24 protein-coding genes and 1 tRNA gene are annotated in these 21,527 nt (G+C 72.8%); 11 read left to right on the top strand and 14 right to left on the bottom strand.

Features of this window, described 5'->3' with window-relative positions:
• Positions 1 to 3 precede the first annotated feature (3 nt).
• Positions 4 to 609, top strand: a complete 606-nt coding sequence (locus ACGFZL_RS20285; protein WP_393693434.1) for a lytic polysaccharide monooxygenase — start codon at positions 4 to 6, stop codon at positions 607 to 609.
• Positions 610 to 656: 47 nt separating this feature from the next.
• Here the strand turns inward: ACGFZL_RS20285 and ACGFZL_RS20280 are convergent.
• The 5 genes from ACGFZL_RS20280 to ehuB all read right to left on the bottom strand — a co-directional run bounded on the left by ACGFZL_RS20280 (position 657) and on the right by ehuB (position 4,054).
• Positions 657 to 730 (bottom strand) — tRNA-Lys (locus ACGFZL_RS20280).
• A 265-nt stretch (positions 731 to 995) separates the two neighbouring features.
• A complete protein-coding gene (gene ehuA / locus ACGFZL_RS20275) occupies positions 996 to 1,784 on the bottom strand; it encodes an ectoine/hydroxyectoine ABC transporter ATP-binding protein EhuA (protein WP_393693432.1) in 789 nt (262 codons plus the stop codon).
• Positions 1,774 to 2,424, bottom strand: coding sequence for an ectoine/hydroxyectoine ABC transporter permease subunit EhuD (ehuD, locus tag ACGFZL_RS20270; protein WP_355165532.1), 651 nt, complete (start codon positions 2,422 to 2,424; stop codon positions 1,774 to 1,776). Before ehuD ends, ehuA begins: the two co-directional genes overlap by 11 nt.
• Complete coding sequence (gene ehuC, locus ACGFZL_RS20265) at positions 2,421 to 3,134, bottom strand: ectoine/hydroxyectoine ABC transporter permease subunit EhuC (protein WP_393693430.1); 714 nt, start codon at positions 3,132 to 3,134, stop codon at positions 2,421 to 2,423. The genes ehuD and ehuC overlap by 4 nt, the downstream gene beginning before the upstream one ends.
• On the bottom strand, positions 3,131 to 4,054 hold the full coding sequence (gene ehuB, locus ACGFZL_RS20260; RefSeq protein ID WP_393693428.1) for an ectoine/hydroxyectoine ABC transporter substrate-binding protein EhuB: 924 nt from the start codon (positions 4,052 to 4,054) through the stop codon (positions 3,131 to 3,133). The genes ehuC and ehuB overlap by 4 nt, the downstream gene beginning before the upstream one ends.
• A 107-nt stretch (positions 4,055 to 4,161) precedes the next feature.
• Between ehuB and ACGFZL_RS20255 the strand changes: the two genes are divergently transcribed.
• Complete coding sequence (locus tag ACGFZL_RS20255; protein ID WP_393693426.1) at positions 4,162 to 4,656, top strand: DUF3830 family protein; 495 nt, start codon at positions 4,162 to 4,164, stop codon at positions 4,654 to 4,656.
• A 110-nt stretch (positions 4,657 to 4,766) separates the two neighbouring features.
• Here the strand turns inward: ACGFZL_RS20255 and ACGFZL_RS20250 are convergent, their stop codons facing one another.
• Positions 4,767 to 6,146, bottom strand: a complete 1,380-nt coding sequence (locus tag ACGFZL_RS20250) for an amidase (protein ID WP_393693424.1) — start codon at positions 6,144 to 6,146, stop codon at positions 4,767 to 4,769.
• Positions 6,147 to 6,166: 20 nt separating this feature from the next.
• Positions 6,167 to 7,126 carry a D-2-hydroxyacid dehydrogenase gene (locus ACGFZL_RS20245; RefSeq protein ID WP_393693422.1) on the bottom strand — a complete coding sequence of 320 codons (960 nt, stop codon included), beginning with the start codon at positions 7,124 to 7,126 and terminating at the stop codon, positions 6,167 to 6,169.
• A 184-nt stretch (positions 7,127 to 7,310) separates the two neighbouring features.
• On the opposite strand from ACGFZL_RS20245, the gene ACGFZL_RS20240 reads away from it, so the two are divergent.
• Both ACGFZL_RS20240 and ACGFZL_RS20235 read left to right on the top strand, forming a co-directional pair.
• Positions 7,311 to 8,165, top strand: coding sequence for a decarboxylase (locus tag ACGFZL_RS20240; protein WP_393693420.1), 855 nt, complete (start codon positions 7,311 to 7,313; stop codon positions 8,163 to 8,165).
• On the top strand, positions 8,162 to 8,893 hold the full coding sequence (locus tag ACGFZL_RS20235) for an aspartate/glutamate racemase family protein (RefSeq protein ID WP_393693418.1): 732 nt from the start codon (positions 8,162 to 8,164) through the stop codon (positions 8,891 to 8,893). The genes ACGFZL_RS20240 and ACGFZL_RS20235 overlap by 4 nt, the downstream gene beginning before the upstream one ends.
• A 9-nt stretch (positions 8,894 to 8,902) precedes the next feature.
• On the opposite strand, the gene ACGFZL_RS20230 is transcribed toward ACGFZL_RS20235, so the two are convergent.
• Genes ACGFZL_RS20230 through ACGFZL_RS20220 form a run of 3 tightly spaced genes read right to left on the bottom strand, consistent with a single transcriptional unit; the run spans position 8,903 to position 11,006 of the window.
• Positions 8,903 to 9,292, bottom strand: coding sequence for a hypothetical protein (locus ACGFZL_RS20230; protein WP_393693416.1), 390 nt, complete (start codon positions 9,290 to 9,292; stop codon positions 8,903 to 8,905).
• A gap of 3 nt (positions 9,293 to 9,295) precedes the next feature.
• Positions 9,296 to 9,535 carry a hypothetical protein gene (locus tag ACGFZL_RS20225; RefSeq protein ID WP_393693414.1) on the bottom strand — a complete coding sequence of 80 codons (240 nt, stop codon included), beginning with the start codon at positions 9,533 to 9,535 and terminating at the stop codon, positions 9,296 to 9,298.
• A 28-nt stretch (positions 9,536 to 9,563) separates the two neighbouring features.
• Entirely contained in the window at positions 9,564 to 11,006 is a 1,443-nt protein-coding gene (locus ACGFZL_RS20220; protein WP_393693412.1) for an MFS transporter, read from the bottom strand.
• Between the two features lie 77 nt (positions 11,007 to 11,083).
• Between ACGFZL_RS20220 and ACGFZL_RS20215 the strand changes: the two genes are divergently transcribed.
• Genes ACGFZL_RS20215 through ACGFZL_RS20205 form a run of 3 tightly spaced genes read left to right on the top strand, consistent with a single transcriptional unit; the run spans position 11,084 to position 13,604 of the window.
• Positions 11,084 to 11,677 (top strand): helix-turn-helix domain-containing protein, encoded by a 594-nt coding sequence (locus ACGFZL_RS20215; RefSeq protein ID WP_393693410.1) that lies wholly within the window; start codon positions 11,084 to 11,086, stop codon positions 11,675 to 11,677.
• A gap of 23 nt (positions 11,678 to 11,700) precedes the next feature.
• The gene (locus tag ACGFZL_RS20210; RefSeq protein WP_393693408.1) at positions 11,701 to 12,939 is read left to right on the top strand and encodes an AAA family ATPase; all 1,239 of its coding nucleotides are present in this window, start codon (positions 11,701 to 11,703) and stop codon (positions 12,937 to 12,939) included.
• 47 nt (positions 12,940 to 12,986) lie between these two features.
• Complete coding sequence (locus tag ACGFZL_RS20205) at positions 12,987 to 13,604, top strand: hypothetical protein (protein WP_393693406.1); 618 nt, start codon at positions 12,987 to 12,989, stop codon at positions 13,602 to 13,604.
• A gap of 45 nt (positions 13,605 to 13,649) precedes the next feature.
• On the opposite strand, the gene ACGFZL_RS20200 is transcribed toward ACGFZL_RS20205, so the two are convergent.
• Positions 13,650 to 14,240, bottom strand: a complete 591-nt coding sequence (locus ACGFZL_RS20200) for a TetR/AcrR family transcriptional regulator (protein ID WP_393693757.1) — start codon at positions 14,238 to 14,240, stop codon at positions 13,650 to 13,652.
• Between the two features lie 61 nt (positions 14,241 to 14,301).
• Here ACGFZL_RS20200 and ACGFZL_RS20195 point away from each other — a divergent pair, with 61 nt between their 5' ends.
• Together ACGFZL_RS20195 and ACGFZL_RS20190 are read left to right on the top strand one after the other, a co-directional pair.
• Positions 14,302 to 14,898 carry a class I SAM-dependent methyltransferase gene (locus tag ACGFZL_RS20195; RefSeq protein WP_393693404.1) on the top strand — a complete coding sequence of 199 codons (597 nt, stop codon included), beginning with the start codon at positions 14,302 to 14,304 and terminating at the stop codon, positions 14,896 to 14,898.
• Positions 14,899 to 15,000: 102 nt separating this feature from the next.
• Entirely contained in the window at positions 15,001 to 15,246 is a 246-nt protein-coding gene (locus ACGFZL_RS20190) for a Scr1 family TA system antitoxin-like transcriptional regulator (RefSeq protein WP_393693402.1), read from the top strand.
• A gap of 29 nt (positions 15,247 to 15,275) precedes the next feature.
• Here ACGFZL_RS20190 and ACGFZL_RS20185 read toward each other — a convergent pair whose 3' ends face one another.
• Positions 15,276 to 16,637: a hypothetical protein gene (locus ACGFZL_RS20185; RefSeq protein WP_393693400.1), complete on the bottom strand. Its 1,362-nt coding sequence runs from the start codon at positions 16,635 to 16,637 to the stop codon at positions 15,276 to 15,278.
• Between ACGFZL_RS20185 and ACGFZL_RS20180 the strand changes: the two genes are divergently transcribed.
• Positions 16,636 to 17,151 carry a hypothetical protein gene (locus tag ACGFZL_RS20180; protein WP_393693398.1) on the top strand — a complete coding sequence of 172 codons (516 nt, stop codon included), beginning with the start codon at positions 16,636 to 16,638 and terminating at the stop codon, positions 17,149 to 17,151. The genes ACGFZL_RS20185 and ACGFZL_RS20180 overlap by 2 nt on opposite strands.
• Before the next feature lie 368 nt (positions 17,152 to 17,519).
• Here ACGFZL_RS20180 and ACGFZL_RS20175 read toward each other — a convergent pair whose 3' ends face one another.
• A complete protein-coding gene (locus ACGFZL_RS20175; protein ID WP_393693396.1) occupies positions 17,520 to 18,233 on the bottom strand; it encodes an ABC transporter ATP-binding protein in 714 nt (237 codons plus the stop codon).
• Between the two features lie 225 nt (positions 18,234 to 18,458).
• Here ACGFZL_RS20175 and ACGFZL_RS20170 point away from each other — a divergent pair, with 225 nt between their 5' ends.
• Positions 18,459 to 19,559 carry an LLM class flavin-dependent oxidoreductase gene (locus ACGFZL_RS20170; protein ID WP_393693394.1) on the top strand — a complete coding sequence of 367 codons (1,101 nt, stop codon included), beginning with the start codon at positions 18,459 to 18,461 and terminating at the stop codon, positions 19,557 to 19,559.
• On the opposite strand, the gene ACGFZL_RS20165 is transcribed toward ACGFZL_RS20170, so the two are convergent.
• Entirely contained in the window at positions 19,535 to 21,463 is a 1,929-nt protein-coding gene (locus ACGFZL_RS20165) for a putative bifunctional diguanylate cyclase/phosphodiesterase (RefSeq protein WP_393693392.1), read from the bottom strand. The genes ACGFZL_RS20170 and ACGFZL_RS20165 overlap by 25 nt on opposite strands.
• Between the last annotated feature and the right edge of the window lie 64 nt (positions 21,464 to 21,527).

Genomic DNA, 21,527 nt, shown 5'->3' with positions numbered 1-21,527 from the left:
AGTATGCGCACACGGACCAAGATCTCCGCCGCCGCCGTGGGCCTCGCCGCCACGGGAGCCCTCGTCCTCTCCACCGGCGGCGCCAGCGGCCACGGCTACACCGACCTGCCCGTCAGCCGCCAGAAGCTCTGCCAGAACGGCGGCGTCGCCAACTGCGGCAACATCCAGTGGGAGCCGCAGAGCGTCGAGGGCCCCAAGGGCTTCCCGGCGAGCGGCCCGGCCGACGGCCGGATCTGCTCGGCCAACCACGGCGAGTTCGGCCAGCTCGACGGCGCGAAGACCCCGAACGGCCAGGCGTGGCCGACCATCAAGGTCAACGGCGGGCAGAGCTACACCTTCCGCTGGCAGTTCACCGCGCGGCACTCCACGACCGACTTCAAGTACTACGTCACGAAGCCGGGCTGGAACCAGAACCACGCCCTCGCCCGCTCCGACCTCAACCTCACCCCGTTCTTCACGGTGCCCTACAACAACCAGCAGCCCCCGGCCACGCTCTCCCACACCGGCACCCTGCCGTCCGGGCTGAGCGGGCACCACGTGATCGTCGCGGTGTGGACGATCGCGGACACGGCCAACGCGTTCTACGCCTGCTCGGACGTCACGTTCTGAGCGCACGCGAGAGGCCCCTCGCCGTGTGACGAGGGGCCTCTCCGAGGTGCGCCGCCAGGGACTCGAACCCCGGACCCGCTGATTAAGAGTCAGCTGCTCTAACCAACTGAGCTAGCGGCGCATGACTCCCGCCGCCCCCTTGCGCGGGGCGGCGACGAAGAAAATACTACCTGGTCCACGGGGGTGCTCCCGACCAGCGCCAGTCGGCATCGAAACGGGGATCCCGGCTGCTGTGGTCGGCCTCGCCGCTGTCCGCGCTCGGCGCGCACCGGTGCGGCTGTCCTGCTTCCCGCACACGGGCGGTTCGGCGGTCCCCCTGCGCTCGCGAGGTCGGGTCGTCCACGACGACAGCCAGCCGGACCCGGTCGCAGGGGGCCGCCGGGAATTCACAGCACCGCGCCGAGGAACTCCCTCGTCCGCTCCTCGCGCGGCTCGCCGAAGATCTGCTCCGGCGGGCCCGACTCGATGACCCGCCCCGCGTCGAACATCAGCACCTGGTCGGAGATGTCCCGGGCGAAGTTCATCTCGTGGGTGACGCACAGCATCGTGATGTCGGTGGTGCGGGCGATCTCCCGGAGCAGGTCCAGGACGCCGGCCACCAGCTCGGGGTCGAGCGCCGACGTCACCTCGTCCAGGAGCAGCACCTTCGGCCGCATCGCCAGCGCCCGGGCGATGGCGACCCGCTGCTGCTGTCCGCCGGAGAGCTGCGCGGGGTGCGCGTCGCACTTGTCGGCGAGGCCCACCATGTCGAGCAGCCCCTTGGCGCGCTCCACCGCCTCGTCCTTGGCCAGGCCGAGCACGGTGACCGGCGCCTCGGTGATGTTGCGCAGCACCGTCATGTTCGGGAACAGGTTGAACTGCTGGAAGACCATCCCGATCTGCTTGCGCACCTCCCGCCGCTGCTTCTCAGGGGCCGGGAAGAGCGGCTGCCCGTCCACGGTGATGGTGCCCTCGTCCGGCTTGGTCAGCGTCATCAGCAGCCGCAGGATCGTCGTCTTGCCGGAGCCGGACGGGCCGATCAGGGTGACGTGCTTGCCGGCGTCGACGGAGAAGTCCAGGTGGTCGAGGACGGTGTTCGACCCGAACCGCTTGGTCACGCCGTCCAGGCGGATCAGCTCGCCGCCCGCGCGCCGCTCGGGGTTCTTCTCGGGTATGGGCAGGGTCTCAGTGGACAAGGCGTCGCTCCAGGGCTCGCAGGGCAAGGGAGGCCAGATAGGAGACGATGACGAAGGCGATGCCGATCACCGTCAGGGGCTCGGTGAACCGGAAGGTCTCCTGGGAGAACAGCCGCGCCTCGCCGAGCATCTCCAGGACCGTGATCGCCATCAGCAGCGGCGTGTCCTTCAGCATGGAGATGACGTAGTTGCCGAGGGCGGGCACCACGCGCCGGACGGCCTGCGGCAGGATCACCGCGGTCCACGTCTTGGCGAGCGGCAGGTTCAGTGCCGTGGCGGCCTCCCACTGGCCGACCGGCACCGCCTCGATGCCGGCCCGGTAGACCTGCATCGTGTACGTCGAGTAGTGCAGCCCGATGCCGACCACGCCGGTGGTCATGGCGGAGAAGGTGATGTCCCACTCGGGCAGCACGTAGAAGAGGAAGAAGAGCTGGACAAGGAGCGGCGTGTTCCGCACGAACTCGGTGACCACGCCGACCGGCCAGGTCACCCAGCGCGAGGGCACCCGCATCAGCAGCGTCCACACCAGGCCGAGCGCGAAGGAGATCAGCGAGCCGAGCACCAGGATCTGCAAGGTGACCAGCAGGCCGTCCCAGAAGTGCGGCATGAAGTCCGACACCGCGTTCCAGTCCCAGTTCACTTGGCACCACCCCCGACCCCGACGGGCTCCACGACGCCGGCGGCGGTCTCACGCTTCGGCGCGGCCTTCCCCACCCCCGCCTTCAGCTTCTTCTCCAGGCCGCGCATCCCGCGGGTCAGCAGGAAGGCGATGACGAAGTAGATGAGCAGGATGTACGTGTAGATCTCCGCGCTCTCCTGCAGCGCGAGCCGCACCAGGTTCCCGCTGAACGCCAGGTCGCCCATGCCCATGATGGACACCAGGGCGGTGCCCTTGAGCAGCTCCACCAGCAGGTTGGAGAACGGCGGGATCATCTCCGGCACGGCCTGCGGCAGCAGGATCAGCCGCAGCCGCTGCCAGGGCGTGAAGCTCAGCGCGACCCCGCCCTCCTGCTGCGCCGGGTCGACGGCCTTCAGCGCGCCGCGCACGATCTCCGCGCCGTACGCCCCGTAGGTCAGGCCGAGCGCCAGCGTGCCCGCCCACAGCGGCACCAGCTGCCAGCCGAAGGCCGGGGGCAGCACGAAGAACACCCAGAAGATCATCACCAGCGCGGAGGTGCCGCGGAACACCTCGGTGTAGAGGCCCGCGAGGAAGCGGACGATCCACAGCCGGTGGGTGCGGCCGACGCCCGCCAGGAAGGCGACCGCGGTCGCGAGCAGCGAGCTGAGCACGAGCAGCTGGATGGTGACCCAGGTGCCCTTCAGTACGAGTTCCCACAGTCCCGAGGTCATCCGCCGCACAGCTCCTTCGCGGTCAGCTTCGTCATCTCGGCCTCGGTGAACCCGAAGGGCTTGAGGACGCGCAGCAGTTCACCGCTCTGCTTCAGCTTGCGCAGCTCGGTGTTGAAGGCGTCGCGCAGCTTCGTCTCGGTGGGCCGGAAGGCGAACGCGCCGCCGTCGACGTGCGGTTTGCCGCCGACGGTCGGCTTGAAGGGCTTCAGCGCCTCCGTCTTGCCGGACTTCTTCACCACCTCGCGCACGGTCACCGCGGTGCCCGCGAACACGTCCACCCGCCCGGCCTCGACCGCGTTCAGGCCGGCCACCTGGTCGGGCACGATGAGGATGTCGTCCTCCTTGTACCCGGCCTCCACCGCGTACTGGATCTCCGCATAGCCGGTGCCGGTGGCGAACTTGGCCTTCTTCGCCACCACGTCCTCGTAGCCGCGCAGCCCGAGCGGGTTGCCCTTGCGCACGATGAAGGAGTCCAGCATCTGGTAGTCGGGGTCGGCGAAGATGACCTGCTCGCAGCGCTCGGGCGTGATGTACATCCCGGCCGCGACGACGTCGAACTGCTGCGAGGCGAGGCCCGGGATGAGCGAGCCGAACTCCGTCGGCACCGGCTGCACCTTGTCCACGCCGAGCCGCTTGAAGACGACCTTGGCCAACTCCGGTGCCTCACCGGTCAGCTCGCCGTCCTTGTCGATGTACCCGAAGGGGATCTCACCCGCGATCCCGAGCCGCACGACGCCCTGCGCCCGCAACCGGTCCAGCAGGTCGCCGCCCTTCACCCCGGACGCGGTCGCCACCCGGGAGCAGCCGGCCGCCCCCAGCGCGCCGAGCGCCGCCACCCCCGCGAGCAGCGACCGGCGGGTGGTTCCCGAAGCGGATCGGATCGGTATTTCCCCTGGTGGGGTTCTGTGTGGTGGAGCCATGGGCGCGCAGCTACCCGAACGAACGAGTCTTATGCCGATGGGTTTTCGCCCCACCCGCCCCCGAGGCCCCCTTGACCACGGCGCCGCATGCCACTGCCATGGAGGGCATGACTGATCGCTACATCGAAGTCTCCCTGGTCAAGCGCGATGTCACCTGCACGGCCCGGCTCCTGGACGACCGGGCCCCGCTCACCTGCGAGGCGGTCTGGAACGCGCTCCCGCTGACCGGCGACGTCTACCACGCCAAATACGCCCGCAACGAGATCTACGCCCTCTTCCCGCCCTTCGCGACATCCGAACCACCCCTGGAGAACCCGACCGTCACTCCCATCCCGGGCGACCTGTGTTATTTCGCCTTCGCAGGCGCCGAGTTGGGCACCAAGGCGTACGGCTACGACCGCGAGGTCCGCCCCGGCACCACCCTGGTAGACCTCGCCCTCTTCTACGAACGCAACAACCTCCTCCTCAACGGCGACGTCGGCTGGGTCCCGGGCACGGTCTGGGGCGAGATCACGGAGGGCCTCCCGGAGATGGCCGAGGCCTGCAACGACCTGTGGCGCACGGGGGCGGCGGGCGAAACGCTGAGCTTCCGCCGGACGTAACCCCAGCTGCGGCCACGGGCCGCCGCTGCGGGCAGTCGTGCCGCTGGGGCGGCACGGGTGGGCGCAGCGGCACCCGGCCAGCGCCGGTCAGCGCCACCCCCCCCCGACCGCTACCGAGCCGACTCGTACAACGCGTGCGCCGCCCGCAGCACAAGGTCGTCCCGATGCCGGGCGGCGACAATCTGCAACCCGACCGGCAACCCGTCCCCGTCCGTCCCCACCGGCACGGTCGCGGCAGGCTGCTGGGTGAGGTTGAAGGGGTACGTAAAGGGCGTCCATCCAGTCCAACGCCGCTGCCCGGACCCCACCGGCGTCTCCCGCCCCGCCTCAAAGGCAGTGATCGGCAAGGTAGGCGTCACCAACAGGTCGTACGCCTCATGAAACCGCCCCATCCGCCGCCCCAACTCCATCCGCACATCCACCGCGGCCAGATACTCCAACGCCGAGTACCTGGCCCCCGCCCCCACAACCTCCCGCAACCCCGCATCAAGCAACTCCCGCTGCCCAGACCGCAGATGCGACACCACCCGAGCCGCCCCACTGAACCACAGCACATGAAAGGCCCCCACCGGATCGGTGAAGTCAGGATCCGCCTCGACCACATGCGCACCGAGCGAGGCCAACCGCTCCACCCCTCGCCGCACCCTCGCCGCCACACCCGGCGCCACCGCCACCTGCCCGCCCAGCGAGGCCGAGTACGCCACCCGAAGCCCCCGCACCCCCGCGCCCAGCGCCGCACTGTACGAGCCGGCCGCAGGCCCGAGCGCCGACCAGTCCCGAGCATCCGGCGCCCCGATGACGTCCAGCATCAGCGCCGCATCCGCCGCGTCCCGGGCCATCGGCCCGACATGCGCGAGCGTGCCGAACGCGCTGGCCGGATACAGCGGCACCCGCCCGTACGTCGGCTTCAGCCCGAAGATCCCGCAGAAGGAGGCCGGAATCCGCACGCTCCCCCCACCGTCCGTGCCCAGCGCCAGCGGCCCGGCCCCGAGCGCGACGGCCGCCGCCGCACCCCCGCTGGAGCCGCCGACGGTGCGCGCGTGGTCGTGGGGATTGCGGGTGACCCCGGACAGCGGGGAGTCGGTCACGCCCTTCCAGCCGTACTCGGGCGTGGTGGTCTTGCCCAGGAACACCGCGCCGTGCTCGCGCAGCCGCGCCACCGAGGGCGCGTCCTCGTCCCAGCGGCCACCCGCCGGGTCGACGGCGAGCGAGCCGCGCAGGGTCGGGTGGCCGCGCATCAGCAGCAGGTCCTTGACGGTGACCGGCACCCCGTCGAGCCGCCCAGCCGGCTCCCCGCGCCGCCACCGCTCCTCCGACTCGGCGGCCCGCGCGAGCGCGTCCTCGCCGGTGAGCCGGACGAAGGCGTTGACCTCCGGCTGGATCGACTCGGCCCGGGCGAGCGTCGCGCGGGTGACCTCCACGGGGCCGAACTCGCCCGTGCGGTACCCGTCGAGGAGCTGGACGGCGGTCAGGTCGGTGAGGTCCGTCATGCGCTCTCCCAGGGCCGGGGTCAGTGTCCGGGTACGTACCCGCGCTTCTTGTCGACGATGTTGGCCAGCGGCTTCCCCGCCGCCCAGCTCTCGTACAACTCCACGAACTGCGCGCCCAGTTCGTCCCGCCACCCCACCACGTCCCCGCTCATGTGCGGCGAGACGAGCAGCCCCGGCACGTCCCACAGCGGGCTGCCGGCGTCCAGCGGCTCGTGCTCGAAGACGTCGAGCGCGGCCCCGGCGATCCACCGCCTGCGCAGCGCCTCGGCGAGGTCGGCCTCCACCACCAGCGGCCCCCGTCCCACGTTGACGAACCGCGCGGAGGGCTGCATCACCCCGAACCGCCGGGCGTCGAACATGCCCCGCGTCTCCTCGGTCAGCGGCGCCGCCGCCACCACCCAGTCGGCCCGGGACAGCAGCCGGTCGAGCTCGCCGGTCCCGTGCACCCCGGTCCGCGCGGTGCGGCCGACCAGCGCGGTCCTGACGCCCAGCGCCCTCAGCGTGGCCGCGACCGCCCGCCCGATCGGCCCGGACCCGACCACGCAGGCCCGTGTCCCCGCCACCCGCTGCGACTCGCGGTGCCGCCAGACGCGCTCGCCCTGGAGCGCGAGCGTGGCCGGCAGGTCCTTGGCCATCGCCAGGACGAGCGCGGCGACGTACTCCGCGATGGGCTGGTCGAAGACGCCCCGAGCGTTGGTGACGACGGTGTCCGAGGCCGCCAGCTCCGGGCACATCAGATGGTCCACGCCGGCGCTGGCGGTGTGCACCCAGCGCGGGCGCCGGCCGTCGCCGGGCCAGGCGCGGCGCACCGCGTGCGAGGTGAAGTCCCAGACGAGCAGCACGTCGGCGGCCGGCAACCGCGCGGCCAGCGTCGACTCGTCGGCGTGCTCGATCCGCGCCCGGCCGGTCAGCCGGCCGAGCCGGGGGAGCGGGTCGGCGTCCAGGACGAGGAGGGTGGGGGCGGCGGCCGGGACGGTCATCGGGGCGCGGTTCTCCGGTGCTCGGCAGTAGCTGGGTGGGGGTCGGACCACGGGCGTAACCAGCAATTGACCCGCCGGTGACGCGGGCGGATTGACCACGCTCGCACCGGAACCTACCTTCGTCAACACGGCCGTGCGTACGGTGCGTTGTCCACTCCTTCCGCAGGGTGAGGCCGGTGCGTGCATGGACATCTCTCCTCTCCTCCTGGGCGGTCCCGGCGCGCAACGCGGCGTCGGCGTCGTCGCCCCCTTCGACTTCGCGCTCGACCGCGAGCTGTGGCGCTGGACGCCGGACGACGTCTCCCTGCACCTGACCCGCACCCCGTACGTGCCGGTCGAGGTCAGCCTGGACCTGGCCCGCCTGGTCAGCGAGCACGCCACCCTCGACAAGGCGGTGCGCGCCCTGACCGCCGTCGCCCCCGAGGCCGTCGCCTACGCCTGCACCTCCGGCAGCTTCGTCGGCGGCATGGCGGGGGAGCGGGCGATGTGCGCGGCGATGACCCACGCGGGCACGGTCCCCTCGGTGACCACCTCGGGCGCGCTGGTCGAGGCCCTCACCGAGCTGGGCGTGCGCCGCCTGGCGCTGGTCACGCCGTACACCGTGTCGGTGACCCGGGCCCTGGAGTCGTACGTCGCCGAGGCGGGCGTCGAGGTCACCGGCTGCGCGTTCATGGGGCTGACCCGGCACATCTGGAAGGTGCCGTACCGCGAGGTGGCCGAGATGGCGCGCCGGGCAGCCGGTGCCCCGGGGGCGGCGGACGCCCTGTTCCTCTCCTGCACGAACCTGCCCACCTACGACGTCATCCCGCAGCTGGAGGCGGAGCTGCGGATGCCGGTGATCTCGGCCAACCAAGTGACGATGTGGGCGGCGCTGCGCCGACTGGGTACCCGTGCCGTGGGGCCGTATCAGGCGCTGACCGACCCGGCGGCGCGGGTGGGCCCCGTGGCGGCGGGTCCGGACGGGCCCGTACTGCCGGAAGCGGTGCCGGAGGCCCCCGAGGTCCCCGGCGGCGAACATCAGCAGGAAGGGTGGACATGACAGCACTGGGATTCCTGTACCCGGGCCACTCCGGCGAGGACGACTATCCCCGCATGGAGCAGCTCCTGGGCAGCGACATCCGGGTGGACCTGGTGCACACCGACATCGGCGAGGACGCGCACCGCGTGGACGCCCTGCGCGAGATGGGCTCACCGCAGCGCCTCGCCGCGGGCATGGCCGAGCTGCGCAGCGCGGGCGCCGAGGCCGTGGTGTGGGCGTGCACCTCCGGCAGCTTCGTGCACGGCTGGGAGGGCGCCCAGGACCAGGTCCGCGACCTGGCGACGACGGCCGGCGTCCCCGCCTCCTCCACGTCCTTCGCCTTCGCGCACGCGGCGGCGGAGGTCGGCGCGCGGCGGGTCGCGGTCGGTGCGACGTACCCGGACGAGGTGGCGCGGCTCTTCGAGGAGTTCCTCGGCGCGGCCGGCCTGGACGTGGTGGCGGTCGTCAGCTCGGGCGTCGTCACGGCGGCGGAGGTCGGCACGTGGACGGAGTCGGAGGTCCTGGCGCTGGCCCGGGCGGCCGACCACCCCTCGGCCGAGGCGGTGCTCCTGCCGGACACGGCGCTGCACACGGTGGCGCACCTCCCGCTCCTGGAGAAGGAACTCGGCAAGCCGGTCCTCACCGCCAACCAGGTCACCGTCTGGGAGGCCCTGCGGCTGACGGACCGCCGGGTGAACGCACCCGAACTGGGCACGCTGTTCCGCCGGGAGCCGGTGGTGCAGACCTGACGGGGCCGTTCAGTCCGGGCCGTCCGCGTGCCGCGGTCGCAGCAGCGGCATGCAGACGGCCCAGGCCACCAGGTACAGCACGCCCATCGGGAGCGCGGAGTCGGCCCCGTCGTAATCCTGGAGGGCCAGCACACCCGCCACCCCCACCAGCACGAGCGCCCCGGCGACCGAGAGCCAGGCCAGCCGCCACCGCGTACGCGGCCTCCGCGCGAAGATGCTCCGCTTCGGATCCCGGTTCATCTCCGCCGCGCCCCGCACGCCGTGCCGCCGCTCCCGGATCCCCCAGGCGATCCACAGGGTCAGCCCGGGCACGGGCACGAGGGAGGCGACGTTCAGCACGATGTCCGCCCAGAGGACGCCGGTGAAGTCGATGAACTTGCCCGCTGCCAGATCGGCCATGGCCTACGGATTACCCGCACGGCGCACTTCAAGGCGCCGCCGCGCACGGCGCCGGACGACCCACAGGACGGCCAGGACGGACGTGGCCACGTTGAACGCGACCCACACCGTGACGCCCAGCGCGGTCCACGCCCATCCGCCCGGATCCCACAGCGCGTCGGCGGAGTTGAGCAGGATCAGGACACCGAAGGTGACCGAGGACGCGGTCCTCGCCCGGTGGACGTGCTGTCGCGTGACTGCCACGCCGTACGTATGGCCGCCCGAACCCCCTTCACGCCTCGCGCGCCGGGCTGCCTCCCGCGCGGGCCAACTCGCGCACCGGGCCGCCTCCCGCGCGGGCCAACACGACGCGGGCCAACACGAGCAGCAGCGCCCCGCACCCGGCCACCAGCGCCCACCCCGGCCGCGAGGCCCCCGCCAGCTCCTCGGGAGCCCGCCCCGCCACCAACGCGCCCACCAGGGCGATCCCGACGGCGGCGCCGAATTGCCGGGCGGTGGAGGTGACGGCGCCGGCGACCCCGGCGCGGTCGCGGGGCAGGCCGCTGACGGCGGAGTCGGTGAGCGGGGCGTTGGCGAAGCCGAAGCCGGCGCCGATGAGGAGGTGGGCGAGGAGCAGCACCGGCATCCCGGTGTCCGCGTCGAGCCCGACCAGGCAGAGCCCGCCCGCCCCGATGAACGAACCGGCGAGCGTCAACGGCACCCTCGCCCCGACCCGCCCGACGAGCCTCCCCGACCAGGGCGCGCACACGGTCGCCCCCAGCGCCATGGGCAGGGTCACCGCCCCGGCGGCCGGCGGCGAGAAGCCCCGACCGTGCTGCAGGTAGAGCGTGTTGAGCAGCAGGGTGACATGGAGCGCGACGAACACGGCGACGGCCCCGACGACCGCCCCGCCGAACGCCGGCCTACGGAACAGCCGAAGGTCGATCAACGGCTCGGCCCGCCGCCGTTCGACGCACACCAACCCGCCGAGGGCGGCCGCCCCGACCCCGTACCCCGCGACCATCACCTCGGCGCCCCACCCCAGATGCGGCCCCTCGATGAGCACACCGACCCAGACCCCCACGACGACGGTGAGCAGCACCTGCCCCGGCAGATCGAGCCGCCGCGCCCGGGCGGCCCGCGACTCGGGCACGACCACCGCGCTGAGCACCAGCGCGACGACCACGACGGGAAGGTTGACCCAGAACAAGGCCCGCCACCCCAGCCCGTCGACCAACACCCCGCCGGTCACCGGCCCGAGCGCCATGCTCAGCCCGAACACCGACGCCCAGATCCCGATGGCCCGCGCCCGCTCCGCCGGGTCCGGCAGGGCGTTCACGACGATGGCGAGGGCGACCGGGCTGAGCATGGAGGCCCCGACCCCCTGCACGGCCCGCGCGGCGACGAGCACGCCGACCCCCGGCGCCAGGGCGCACGCCACCGAGGCGGCCCCGAACAGCACCAGCCCCACCTGGAACACCCGCCGCCGCCCGAACCGGTCGGCGAGCGCCCCGGACGAGACGAGCAGACCGGCGAGGACGACGGTGTAGGCGTCGACGGTCCACTCCAGCCCCCGCGTCCCGACCCCGAGCCCCCGCCCGATGGCGGGCAGCCCGACATTGACGACGGTGGTGTCGAGCCCGACCAGGAACATGCTCAGACAGCAGACGGCAAGCACACTCCACCGCCGGGAGGCGGCGAGCGCGGACGAGGTACCGCTCGTGGAATCGATCACCGCCCAAGCCTCGGCGCGCCCGCCTCCCCCCACCGAGCGGATTTGCGGACTCGGCAAAAGCGCGCACACTGACCGACGTGAACACGGAAGCGGAAGCCCCGCACCCGGACGTCGAGACGATCCTGGACGCCATCGGCCCCCGCCTGCGCACCCTGCGCCGGGAGCGCGGCCTCACCCTGGAGACCCTGGCGGCCGGCACCGGCATCTCGGTGAGCACCCTCTCCCGCCTGGAGTCCGGCATCCGCCGCCCCACCCTGGACCTGCTGATCCCCCTGGCCCGCGCCCACCGCGTGGCCCTGGACGTCCTGGTGGCGGCCCCGCCGACCGGCGACCCCCGAGTCCACCTCACCCCGCACTCCCGCCCCGACGGCAGCGTCCTGGTCCCGCTGACCCGCTACCCGGGCCGCGTCCAGGTCTTCAAGCACGTACTGTCCCCCCGCGAACCGGCCCTGCGCACCCACGACGGCTACGAGTGGCTCTACGTCCTCGCCGGCGACCTCCGCCTCCTCCTCACCGACACGGACCGCGTCCTCCACCCGGGCGAGGTCGCGGAGTTCGACACGAGGCAGCCCCACTGGTTCGGCCCCGCCGGCGACCACACGGTCGAGATCCTCCACCTCTTCGGCCCCCGAGGCGACCAGGCGGTACGCCGGGTCGGCCCCGAGGCGTAGCCCGCACCGGATAGGTTCCTCCCATGCCCAGCCGTCTCCTCGAACTCCACGTCGAGAACTTCCGAAGCCTGCGCGACGTGACGGTCCCGCTCGGTCCGCTGACCGTGCTGGTGGGGCCGAACGGCGCGGGCAAGTCGAACGTACTGAAGGTCTTTGACTTCTTGGCCGACATCATCCGCACGGACCTCCAGCCCGCGCTGGACGCGCGAGGCGGGTTCGACGAGGTGGCCTTCTGGGGCGGGGTCAGGCCCCCGACGTCGATGCGCGTCCAGTTGAAGGCGACGTGGACGAGTCACTCCACACTCACCGCGCCCGACGAGTACAGCCTGACGATTCGGCGCCGTTCCCTGCCGTCGAACCGGGACACCGGCCGAGCCGCGTACACCCTCTCCCGCGAGGAGAGCTTCGTGTTCAAGCGGACGCAGGGCCGGGGGCGGCGCATCACGATCACCGGCGGGGAGGCCCGGGTGGTCGACAGACGCGCCGGCAAGGAGGAGGGGAGTGGAAGCAGCATCGGTATCCGTCGCCTGAGCAGCGGCCTGTCCACACTGCCCCGTCTGGGCCCCGCGGACGGGGGCGACGAGGTGACCCGCGTCGCGGACCGCCTCTCCTCCTTCCGGGTCTTCGACGTAGACGTCAACGCGGCCCGGATGCCGAACCGGTTGCGGTCCGCGGACATGACGAAGCTGGCGCCTCGCGCCGAGAACCTCGCGGCGTTCCTGATCAGCCTCAGCTCCCAGGACGACGTCTGGGAGAACCTGGTCGAAGACGCCCGGCTGGTCCTCCCGCAACTGGAGGACATCGAGTTCGAGGAAGCCGGCGGTTCGACGGACCAGTTGGCCGTCGTCCTGCGTGAGCGCGGCCTGCGCCGCCTGACCCCGCTGGCGGACGCCTCGTACGGCACCGTCCGGCTGCTCGGACTCCTCGCGCTGCTCTACGACCCGCACCCTCCGGCCTTCACCTGCATCGAGGAGATCGACCACGGACTGCACCCGCAGGCGCTGGAACTCATCGTGCAGCGGCTGCGCGAGGCCTCGGGCCGCACTCAGTTCATCGTCGCCACCCACTCACCCGCCCTCGTCAACCGGCTCCGCCCCGACGAGTTCGTCGTCTGCGACCGGGACGACGACGGCGCGTCGATCATCCCGGCGCTCACGGTTGGCGAAGTCGAGGAGATCGTCGCGGAGTCGGGCGACCAGCCGCTCGGCGAGCTGTGGTTCTCGGGCGTACTCGGCGGAGACCTCACCGGCGAGGCACTGTGAGCGGCAAGGGCCGGGGCGGCGGCCGGCGGAGTGGTTCGCCGGACCGAGTGATCGTTCTCGCCGGTGAGGACAAGAACGACTGCGAGATCATGGCGGCACTGATACGTGCGCATCGGCCCGACCTGGCCGGAGCCGCCAATCTGGTCCGTATCAACGACCCCGTCCGACTGCGCAGGAAGACGGGCCCCGACCTGACCACCGCGGTGAGAGCACTGGTCGGCAAGGCGCGAGCCAAAGCGCTTCAACAGAAGGCGCAACTGGCCGGATTCGTGATCCACGAGGACATGGACGGCTTCACCGACCCGCACTACGCCAAGGCCCGTACGGCGGTCACGGACGAACTCTCCCGGCAGTGCCACGGCCTCCACCCCACCGCACTCGCGCTGGCGGCATGGGAGTCCGAGGGCTGGCTCCTGCTCTTCCCTGAGGCCTTCCCACTCCTGCATCCGAAGTGGAAGCTCCCGCCAGGGCTGCGCGGCAGGGACACAGGCCGGATCAAGGACCCCAAAGGGGAACTCAAGGAACGGCTCGTCGCGCCCGCCTTCCGCGAGAGCGACGGCCCTCTGGTCATGCGAAAGGCCCTGGAGCACCACCTGATCCCCACGCCGAAGGGCAAGAACGACTCTTACGCCGACTTCCTGGCGGACCTGAGGAGCTGGACGTGACGACCTCTCACAGTCGCCCACTCCCATAGCCCTGTGCGCGCACCTTCACTCGGCCGGGACGGGATCGCCCGAGCAGAGCTGTGCGGTCAGAGCCGCGCAGGCCCACCCTTCCCATGCCTCCGGGGTCCAGCCCCGGTCCCGTACGAAGATCAGGTACAGCTCGGGACTCAGCAGGCCGTACAGCAGGTCCGCGGCGCGGTCGGTGTCGACGTCGGGCCGGGCGTCGGGCTTCGAGGTCAGTACTTTGGCCGAGGTGTGCTGGACGGTGTAGCGCGGGTCGGGGCCGGCGGGCCACTGAGCGGCGATCTCCGGGTCCGTGGCGGCGGCGGCCGCGATCAGCGGCATGATCGGGGCGACACGACCGAGGATGTCCCGCACCCCCCTTACCTGGATGCGCAGTTGACCGGCGGCCGTGGGCTCGGCGCACGCGGCGCGGAACCAGTCGCGGTCCATGGTGGCCACCGGTTCGGCATCGCCGGCGATGGAGGTGTCCACGACGTCCTTGAACAGGGCGCGCTTGTTCCGGAAGACGAAGTACACCGTCTGCACGGCGACCCCCGCGGCGTCCACCACCTCCTGAAGGCTCGTCGCCCCGTACCCCTGGGCGACGAACAGGTCCCGCGCCGCCGCGACGATCCTTTCGCGCGTGCGCTCGGTCCGCTTGTCGGGACGTTTCGCGCTCTGTCCGCCGGATCCCTTGACCGCATCCGCGACCGTGCGGCGGGCGCTGGAGGACTACTACCGGGACGGCAAGCCGCCGTGGGACAGCGGCGTCGCCCCGCCCGAGCTGGTGGCCCTGGTGGAGGGACCTGACGCGCCGCCGCCGGGCCGGGTTCTCGAACTCGGCTGCGGCACCGGGACCAACGCCGTGTACCTGGCCCGGCACGGCTGGCGGGTGACGGCCGTCGACCTGATCGAGCGCGCGGTCCTGCAGGCCCGGGAGAAGGCCGCGGCGTCAGGGGCGGACGTCACAGTGCTGTGCGCGGACGCCACGAGGCTCGACGAGGCGGGCGCTCCGGGCACCTATGACCTGTTCTTCGACCTCAGCTGCTATTGCGGCATCCCGCCGCACCGCCGCGACGCCTACGCGGAGGGCATCACCCGGCGTGCCGCCCCCGGCGCACGCCTGCTGATGTTCGTGTACGGGCCCGAGGCGTTCGACGACGGCGTCTTCGGAGCCACCGCGGACGAACTGCGCTCCCGCTTCACCGGCTGGCAGCTGACCGACGTGACACCGGGCACCAACCCGTTCCCGACCTTCTGGCTCACCCTGCGACGCGCCGCGGAGGCGTAGGGCGGGGCCCCGCGGCTCGACTCACAGGGACCCGTCCTCGGCTTCCGCGCAGTGGTAGTTGGCCACCAGCCGACGTAGCCGCTCCTCACTCACCCCGGCGGAGTGCGGACTCGATGTGAAGTCACGGTGTGGGTGATCCCGCTCTCGCTGGACGATTTCGCGGGGGCCGGTAGCGCCATGGTCCACGTGGGTGGGCCGGTGCCGCGCCTGGACACGGTGGTCCGTGACGCACCGCACGGCACGGCCTTTCTGGAGTCGGCGGCCCAACTGGAGCACTTCCAGGAGCTGTTTCGTAGGGTGACCGAGAGGTCGCTCTCGCCAGAGCGCTCGCGCGACCTCATTCGGTAACGGCTCAAGCCTCCGGGGGGGCCAGCCGGTCAGTCGCCGCGTGGGCGCCAGAGGTGGGCCTGGCGGGCCGCGACCGTGGCGGCCCACGCCCACATCAGAACGCCGATGAGCAGGACCGTGCCCGCGGCCGATGAGGTCAGCCGACGGGTGAGGAAGGCGTCGTCGCTCTCCGAGACCGGGTCGGCGAGGGCGGCCGCGACGGTGCTTCCGGCCAGGGCCGCCAGGAGAAGCGGCATGAAGACGGACCACGCGGCACTCACCCGGAAGACGCGGATCCCACCGGTCAGCACGGAAAGGGGTGCGAGCGCGCGCCCGTGGCGCAGGAACTCCGCCATGGCGCTGAGGCCCGCGGCGACGGTGAGCACCCCGACGCCGACCAGACCGAGCAAGGCGCTCCACCGCCCCTGATCCCGGTTGGGGACGCCCGCCGTCAGCTCGTCCTCCCCCGGAACGGTGGCCCGCGCTCCCCGCGGAAACACCTCGTACGCCAGCCGCTTGACCGCGGCGACGGGAAGGGCGCGCCCGTCACGGCGTACGAGCAAGAGGGAGGCGTCCTCGGTGGCGCCGGCCGCGCGGTGGGCCAGCGTACGCAGGCCGGTGCGGTGGATCTCCGTGACCAGCGTCTGGTGCGGGGTCCGCCTGATCACTTCCCCCAGCCTGGGGTCATCCGGTGCCCCGCTGACCCGGGCCGTGGACGCGGGGCACCGAAGGTGCAAGGTGGCCAGGGCCGGGCAGTCGCCGTAGAGATCCATCCGACCGGCGCCCTCGGTCGTTCCCGCGAGGAGCACGGCGTCGGTGCCGTCCGGCAGCCGGCTCAGGAACGTGGTCATGTCCGTGTCCGACACGTCGCCCCGGGCGCCGACCGTGAGCGCGCTCCTGCCGATCCGGTCGAGGGTGCGCTGCGCGTCGGCGCTCTGCGCGCCGAACAGCCCCTGCCAGGCGACTGCTTGCAGGAGGACGATCAGCGCCACCGTGACCCCGGTGACCAGGCGGGCGGTGCTGCCGGGGTGGGTGCTGGCGCGACGCCCCGCCACGAGCGTCCCGGCCAGCCCCCACGACCGTCCCCAGCGCGTGAGGAGCCGCCCGGCGGCCGCGGCGGTGACCGCCATGGCCGCGGGGAGGGTCAGCATGGTGCCCGCGATGCCCGCCCAGCCGACCAGTGTGCGCTGCCCCGAGTCGGACCCGAAGACGTCGGGGCCACGCACGGCGACCAGGAGCGCCACCGGAAAGAACGCGGCGAGGCGGGGCAGCCAGGTGGAGACGACCGCACCGTACGGGCGCGTCCCCGCGGACCGCCGACGCGGGGCGAGTTCGGCCACGACGACCGTCGCGAGGACCGTCACCAGGGCGACGGCAGGGGTGAGCGCGATCCACCAGCCGTGCTGACGCATGCTCGCCGGACAGGATGTAGCCGGTGACCGGGAGGTCGAGGTCGTCGAGCATGGCCCACGCGGCGGCCGCGCCGCCGAGCACCGCACCGAGCACCACCGGGCGCCCCGCCTCGCCGACGGCCACCAGGGCCCGATCCCCGCGCCGGCCACCGAGCGCGGCGACCAGCGCCGTTCTGCGGTCGCGCGCGTGCGCTCCGGTACGTACGGCGATCAGCAGCAGGGCCAGTCCCGGCAGGCCGAGCATGCCGGCCACGGCGGCCAGGAACATCGACTCGGGTTTGTCGTCGGTGCGCCCCGATCCGGGCTCCGCGCCCGGCGCGAGCCGCCCGTCGGCCGCCGTTCCGAAGCCGACGACGACATCGCTGGGCGGCTTGTCGGTGAGTCCGTCCCGTGGACGGACGTAGGCGAGCCATTCGGACGGCTCGTCGAGTCCGGAGGGCTTGATGGTCCCGGCCAACCCGCCGTAGCGATGGTCGATGTCCTCGGCCGCCCCGGCCTTCCGCAGCGCCGGTGACAGCACGGCCTGGCCGGGCGCCGGCCAGTGCTCCACTCCCGGCGGCAGCGGCGCGTCGGGCCCGCGCGGAGCCAGGAACACCAGGCTGAACCGCCGCTCGCCCACCAGGGAGTCGGAGCCCACCAGCCACGTGGTGGATGCCCGAGGGGGCGCCTGATCCAGGACCGCCGGGGTCCTGGCAACCCGTCGGTCCTCCTTCCCGACGTACACCGCGTGCACCGCCGCCAGGCCGGTCGACGTGACGGACAGGACCACGGTGGCGAGCAGGAGGGCGACAGCGCGGATGCCACCGGCCTCCGCCCGCCGACCGGCGGCGTGGCCGACCATCAGGAGCCGTCGGGCCAGCCCGCCCGTGCTCGCACCGGACATCACCGTGCCCCACCGGCGGCGGTCGGTTCGAGCGTCCCGGCCGACAAGGTGAGCGTGCGGTCAGCGCGGGCGGCCACGGACGCGTCGTGAGTGACCACCAGAAGGCCGCACGCGTACTGCTGCGGCAAGCCGAACAGCAGATCCGCGACCATGTCCCGGGTCTCGGCGTCCAGCGCGCCGGTCGGCTCGTCCGCCAGCAGCAGCGCGGGCTCGTTGATGAGGGCGCGGGCCACAGCCGTGCGCTGTCGCTCTCCGCCGGAGAGTTCCTGGCTGGTGCGGGCCCGCGGAACGCCGAGCCGGTCGAGGAGCCGCTCGGCCCGCTCCCGCGCCTCCCGCCTGCGACCGTTACGGGCCAACAGGGCCGCCAGGCACACGTTGTCCACCGGGCTCAGCTCCGGTAAGAGTTCACCGAACTGGAAGACCATGCCGATCGACCGCGCCCGCAGCCGGGCCAGCCCCGACGGCCGCAGGCCGGTCACCGGCGTACCCGTCACGGCCACCGTCCCGCTGTCCGGCTTGATCAGACCGAGCACACACGACAGGAGCGTGCTCTTCCCGGAGCCGCTGGGCCCGCTCACGGCGACCGACTCACCCGCCCTCAGCGACAGGGAGAGGCCGTCGAACAGCGTCCGCCCCCCGATCGCATGGCTGAGCCCCGCCAGCTCCAGTACCGGTCGCGCCTCCGCCGCCGCGCCACCCTGTGCCGTACCCACTGATCCCCCCCAGAGCGCCCCACCGGTCGGGGCCTTTGTCAGCACCAGCGACGCGTCGTTCGGTGTGGCTGAAGGGGCACGCTGTCATCGACCAGGCGCAACCTCAACCCCCTGGCTCCCGACCAATGATCTTCCAGCCACCACGGAGCCCGGCGGGGAATAACCGGAGACCCCCTCCTGTTAGCAAGGGGCGCCAACGGAACCCACCCCAGGAGGCACCCCGCCATGCCCGCAGACGCCGCCGCCGAGATCCGGGGCGCAGCCCACGGCACCGCCCCGGTCCCCCTCTCCGTGCTGGACCTCGTGACCGTCGGCGCGGGGCGGACCGCCACCGACGCGCTGCGGACCAGCGTCGAGATCGCGAGGAGTGCCGAGGCGCGGGGGTTCCACCGGTACTGGGTCGCCGAGCACCACTCCATGCCGGGTGTGGCCTCCTCCTCGCCCGCCGTGATCCTCGCCCACCTCGCCGCGCACACCGAGCGCATACGGCTCGGGTCGGGCGGCGTCATGCTGCCCAACCACGCGCCGCTCGTCATCGCGGAGCAGTTCGGCACGCTGGAGGCGATGGCGCCGGGGCGGGTCGACCTCGGGCTCGGGCGGGCGCCCGGGACGGACGGGGCCACCGCGGCGGCCCTGCGGCGGACCGACCGGCTCAACGAAGGCGCCGACGACTTCCCGCAGCAGCTCGCCGAGTTGATCCGGTTCCTCGACGACGACTTCCCCGACGGGCATCCGTATCGCAGGATCCACGCCGTGCCGGGCCCGGTCCAGGCGACCAGCCCCGGCGGCGTCCAGTCCCCGCACCGGCCGCCCGTGTGGCTGCTCGGGTCCTCCGGGTTCAGCGCGCGGCTCGCCGGCACGCTCGGGCTGCCCTTCGCCTTCGCGCACCACTTCTCCGCGCAGAACACCGTCCCCGCCCTCGACCTGTACCGGGAGTCCTTCCGGCCCTCCGCCGTGCTGGCGGAGCCGTACGCGCTCATCGGCGTCTCCGCCCTCGCCACCGAGGACGAGAACGAGGCGCGGCGGCAGGTGCTCGCCGCCGCGCTCAACATGGTCAGGCTGCGCACCGGGCGGCCCGGCCTCGTGCCGACGCCCGAGGAGGCCGAGGCGTACGACTTCAGCCCCATGGAGGCCGAGTTCGTCGCGTCGTGGAACGCCAACGTCATCCACGGCACGCCCGACCAGGTCCGCGCCGGCCTGGACGACCTCCAGAAGCGCACCGGCGCCGACGAGCTGATGCTCACCGCCAACGCGCACGGCGGCGACGTACGGCTGCGCTCCTACCAGCTCATCGCCGACGCCTACGGGTTCCCGGCAGCCGCCTGACCGGCAGCCGCCTCGGCCGCCGCCGAGCCCAGCAGCGCCGAGATGCGGTCCGGCGCCACCGGGCGGGAGTAGAGCCAGCCCTGCCCGGTGTCGCAGCCGATCCGGCGCAGCCGTCTGGCCTGGTCGGAGGTCTCCACGCACTCGGCGGTGACCGTGAGGCCGAGGCGGTGGGCCAGCTGGACCATCGCCTCCACGATCACCTCGTCGGCCGGGCTGGCGGACCCGGCGGGGGCGGCCTCGCGCTCCGCGCCCCTCCCGTCGTACTGGAAGCCGCGCACGAAGGCCCCGTCCAGCTTCAGGACGGAGACGGGGAGGCGGCTGAGGTAGGCCAGGTTCGAATAGCCCGTGCCGAAGTCGTCGATGGCGATGTGCACGCCCATGTCGCTGAGCGCCTGGAGGGCCTGCAGGGGGCGGCCGGCCGAGCCCATCACCGCCGACTCGGTCAGCTCCAGTTGGAGGAGGTGCGGGGGCAGCCCCGTCTCCTCCAGCGTCTTCGCCACGTCCGCGACCAGGTCGGAGTCCCAGACCTGGCGGACCGCAACATTGACGCTGACGAAGATCGGCCGCTCCTCCGGGTGCGCCAACTGCCAGCGCCGGGCCTGGCGGCACGCCGTGCGCAGGATCCAGCGGCCGAGCGGCACGATCGAACCGTCCTCCTCCGCGAGGGAGATGAACCGATTCGGCGTCAACACCCCGAACTCCGGGTGGTTCCAGCGCACCAGCGCCTCCACCCCGCGCACCCGGCCGTCCTCCATGCCCACCAGCGGCTGGTACTCCAGCGCGAACTCGCCCCGGTCGATGGCCGGTCGGAGTGTGGCGGCGAGCGCCTGCCGGGTCATGCGGTGCGCGTTGCGCTCCGGGTCGAAGAGGGTCCAGCGGGCCCGGCCGTCCGCCTTCGCCCAGTACAGCGTGGTGTCGGCGGCCTGCATCAGCGCGGTGGGCGTGGTGCCCGCCGTGTGCCGCTCCACGACGCCGACCGACGCGGTGACGGACAGGCGGCGGTCGGACAGCTCGAAGGGGGCCGCCAGGGCGGTCAGTACGGACTCGGCCAGCTCGGCGAGCTGGTCGGTGCCGGTGGAGTCCTCCACCAGGAGCGCGAACTCGTCGCCGCCGAGGCGGGCCACCAGCGGCACTCCGGCCCTGCCCCGTCCGGCCTCCTCCGCGCAGCGCGTGAGGCGCTCGGCGACGGCGGCGAGCAGCCGGTCGCCGACGCGGTGGCCGAGGGTGTCGTTGACGGCCTTGAAGCCGTCCAGGTCCAGATAGCACAGGCCGATCCGGCCGGTGCCGCCGCCCGCGTACCCGTCGTCCTCCTCCAGCACGGACGTCAGGCGCTCGAAGAACAGGGCGCGGTTGGGCAGCCGGGTCACCGGGTCGTGCATCTGGAGGTGCCGCAGCCGGGCCTGGAGCTCGCGCCGCGCGCTGATGTCCGCGACCGACAGCAGCAGGCCCGGCGCGCCCCCGTCCAGCGGCGCCAGCGTGACCTGCGCCCACAGGGCGTGCCCGTCGGCCCGCTTGAGCCGCCGGGTGCAGCGCAGCCGGGGCTGGTGGCCGCGCAGCACCTCGCCGTACGCGTGCCAGGTGCCCGCGTCGGAGGCGAGGTCGACCAGGTCGGCCGCCGCGCGCCCGGCCAGCGCGGCCGGGTCGGTGCCGAGCAGGGTGCCGAGCGTGTCGTTGGCGCTGACGACCGCGCCCTCGGCGTCGACCACCGCCATGGCCAGGGGCGCGGTACTGAACGCCGAACGGTAGGCCGGGACGATCCGGGGGTCGTCGGGGTTCGTGAACTGCGTCCCGGGGTCCACCTGGTCCGTCCGGCCCGTACGTGCGGCCAGCTCGACATCACGCTCTGTGACGGCTGACCGGTCGAGGTCGGCCACAGGCGTCGGCCCTTCGGAGGTTCCGCTCACCGCTCGCTCCCGCAGTGCCTCGATCTCTGTCCGCCGTGCTCTGCCGTGCTCCGTCGTGCTTCGT

This window comes from Streptomyces sp. NPDC048182 (assembly GCF_043202555.1).
In the GTDB taxonomy this organism is placed as follows: domain Bacteria; phylum Actinomycetota; class Actinomycetes; order Streptomycetales; family Streptomycetaceae; genus Streptomyces.
This window is presented reverse-complemented; position numbering and strand designations above follow the sequence as displayed.

Excerpts from the sequence above, each read along its gene's own strand:
- ACGFZL_RS20235 (WP_393693418.1), top strand. The coding sequence starts at position 8,162 with ATGACAGCACTGGGATTCCTGTACCCGGGCCACTCCGGCGAGGACGAC.
- ACGFZL_RS20255 (WP_393693426.1), top strand. The coding sequence starts at position 4,162 with ATGACTGATCGCTACATCGAAGTCTCCCTGGTCAAGCGCGATGTCACC.
- ACGFZL_RS20250 (WP_393693424.1), bottom strand. The coding sequence starts at position 6,146 with ATGACGGACCTCACCGACCTGACCGCCGTCCAGCTCCTCGACGGGTAC.
- ACGFZL_RS20240 (WP_393693420.1), top strand. The coding sequence starts at position 7,311 with ATGGACATCTCTCCTCTCCTCCTGGGCGGTCCCGGCGCGCAACGCGGC.
- ehuB (WP_393693428.1), bottom strand. The coding sequence starts at position 4,054 with ATGGCTCCACCACACAGAACCCCACCAGGGGAAATACCGATCCGATCC.
- ACGFZL_RS20170 (WP_393693394.1), top strand. The coding sequence starts at position 18,459 with ATGCCCGCAGACGCCGCCGCCGAGATCCGGGGCGCAGCCCACGGCACC.
- ACGFZL_RS20180 (WP_393693398.1), top strand. The coding sequence starts at position 16,636 with ATGCTCGCCGGACAGGATGTAGCCGGTGACCGGGAGGTCGAGGTCGTC.
- ACGFZL_RS20185 (WP_393693400.1), bottom strand. The coding sequence starts at position 16,637 with ATGCGTCAGCACGGCTGGTGGATCGCGCTCACCCCTGCCGTCGCCCTG.
- ehuC (WP_393693430.1), bottom strand. The coding sequence starts at position 3,134 with ATGACCTCGGGACTGTGGGAACTCGTACTGAAGGGCACCTGGGTCACC.
- ACGFZL_RS20230 (WP_393693416.1), bottom strand. The coding sequence starts at position 9,292 with ATGGCCGATCTGGCAGCGGGCAAGTTCATCGACTTCACCGGCGTCCTC.
- ACGFZL_RS20285 (WP_393693434.1), top strand. The coding sequence starts at position 4 with ATGCGCACACGGACCAAGATCTCCGCCGCCGCCGTGGGCCTCGCCGCC.
- ACGFZL_RS20245 (WP_393693422.1), bottom strand. The coding sequence starts at position 7,126 with ATGACCGTCCCGGCCGCCGCCCCCACCCTCCTCGTCCTGGACGCCGAC.
- ACGFZL_RS20210 (WP_393693408.1), top strand. The coding sequence starts at position 11,701 with ATGCCCAGCCGTCTCCTCGAACTCCACGTCGAGAACTTCCGAAGCCTG.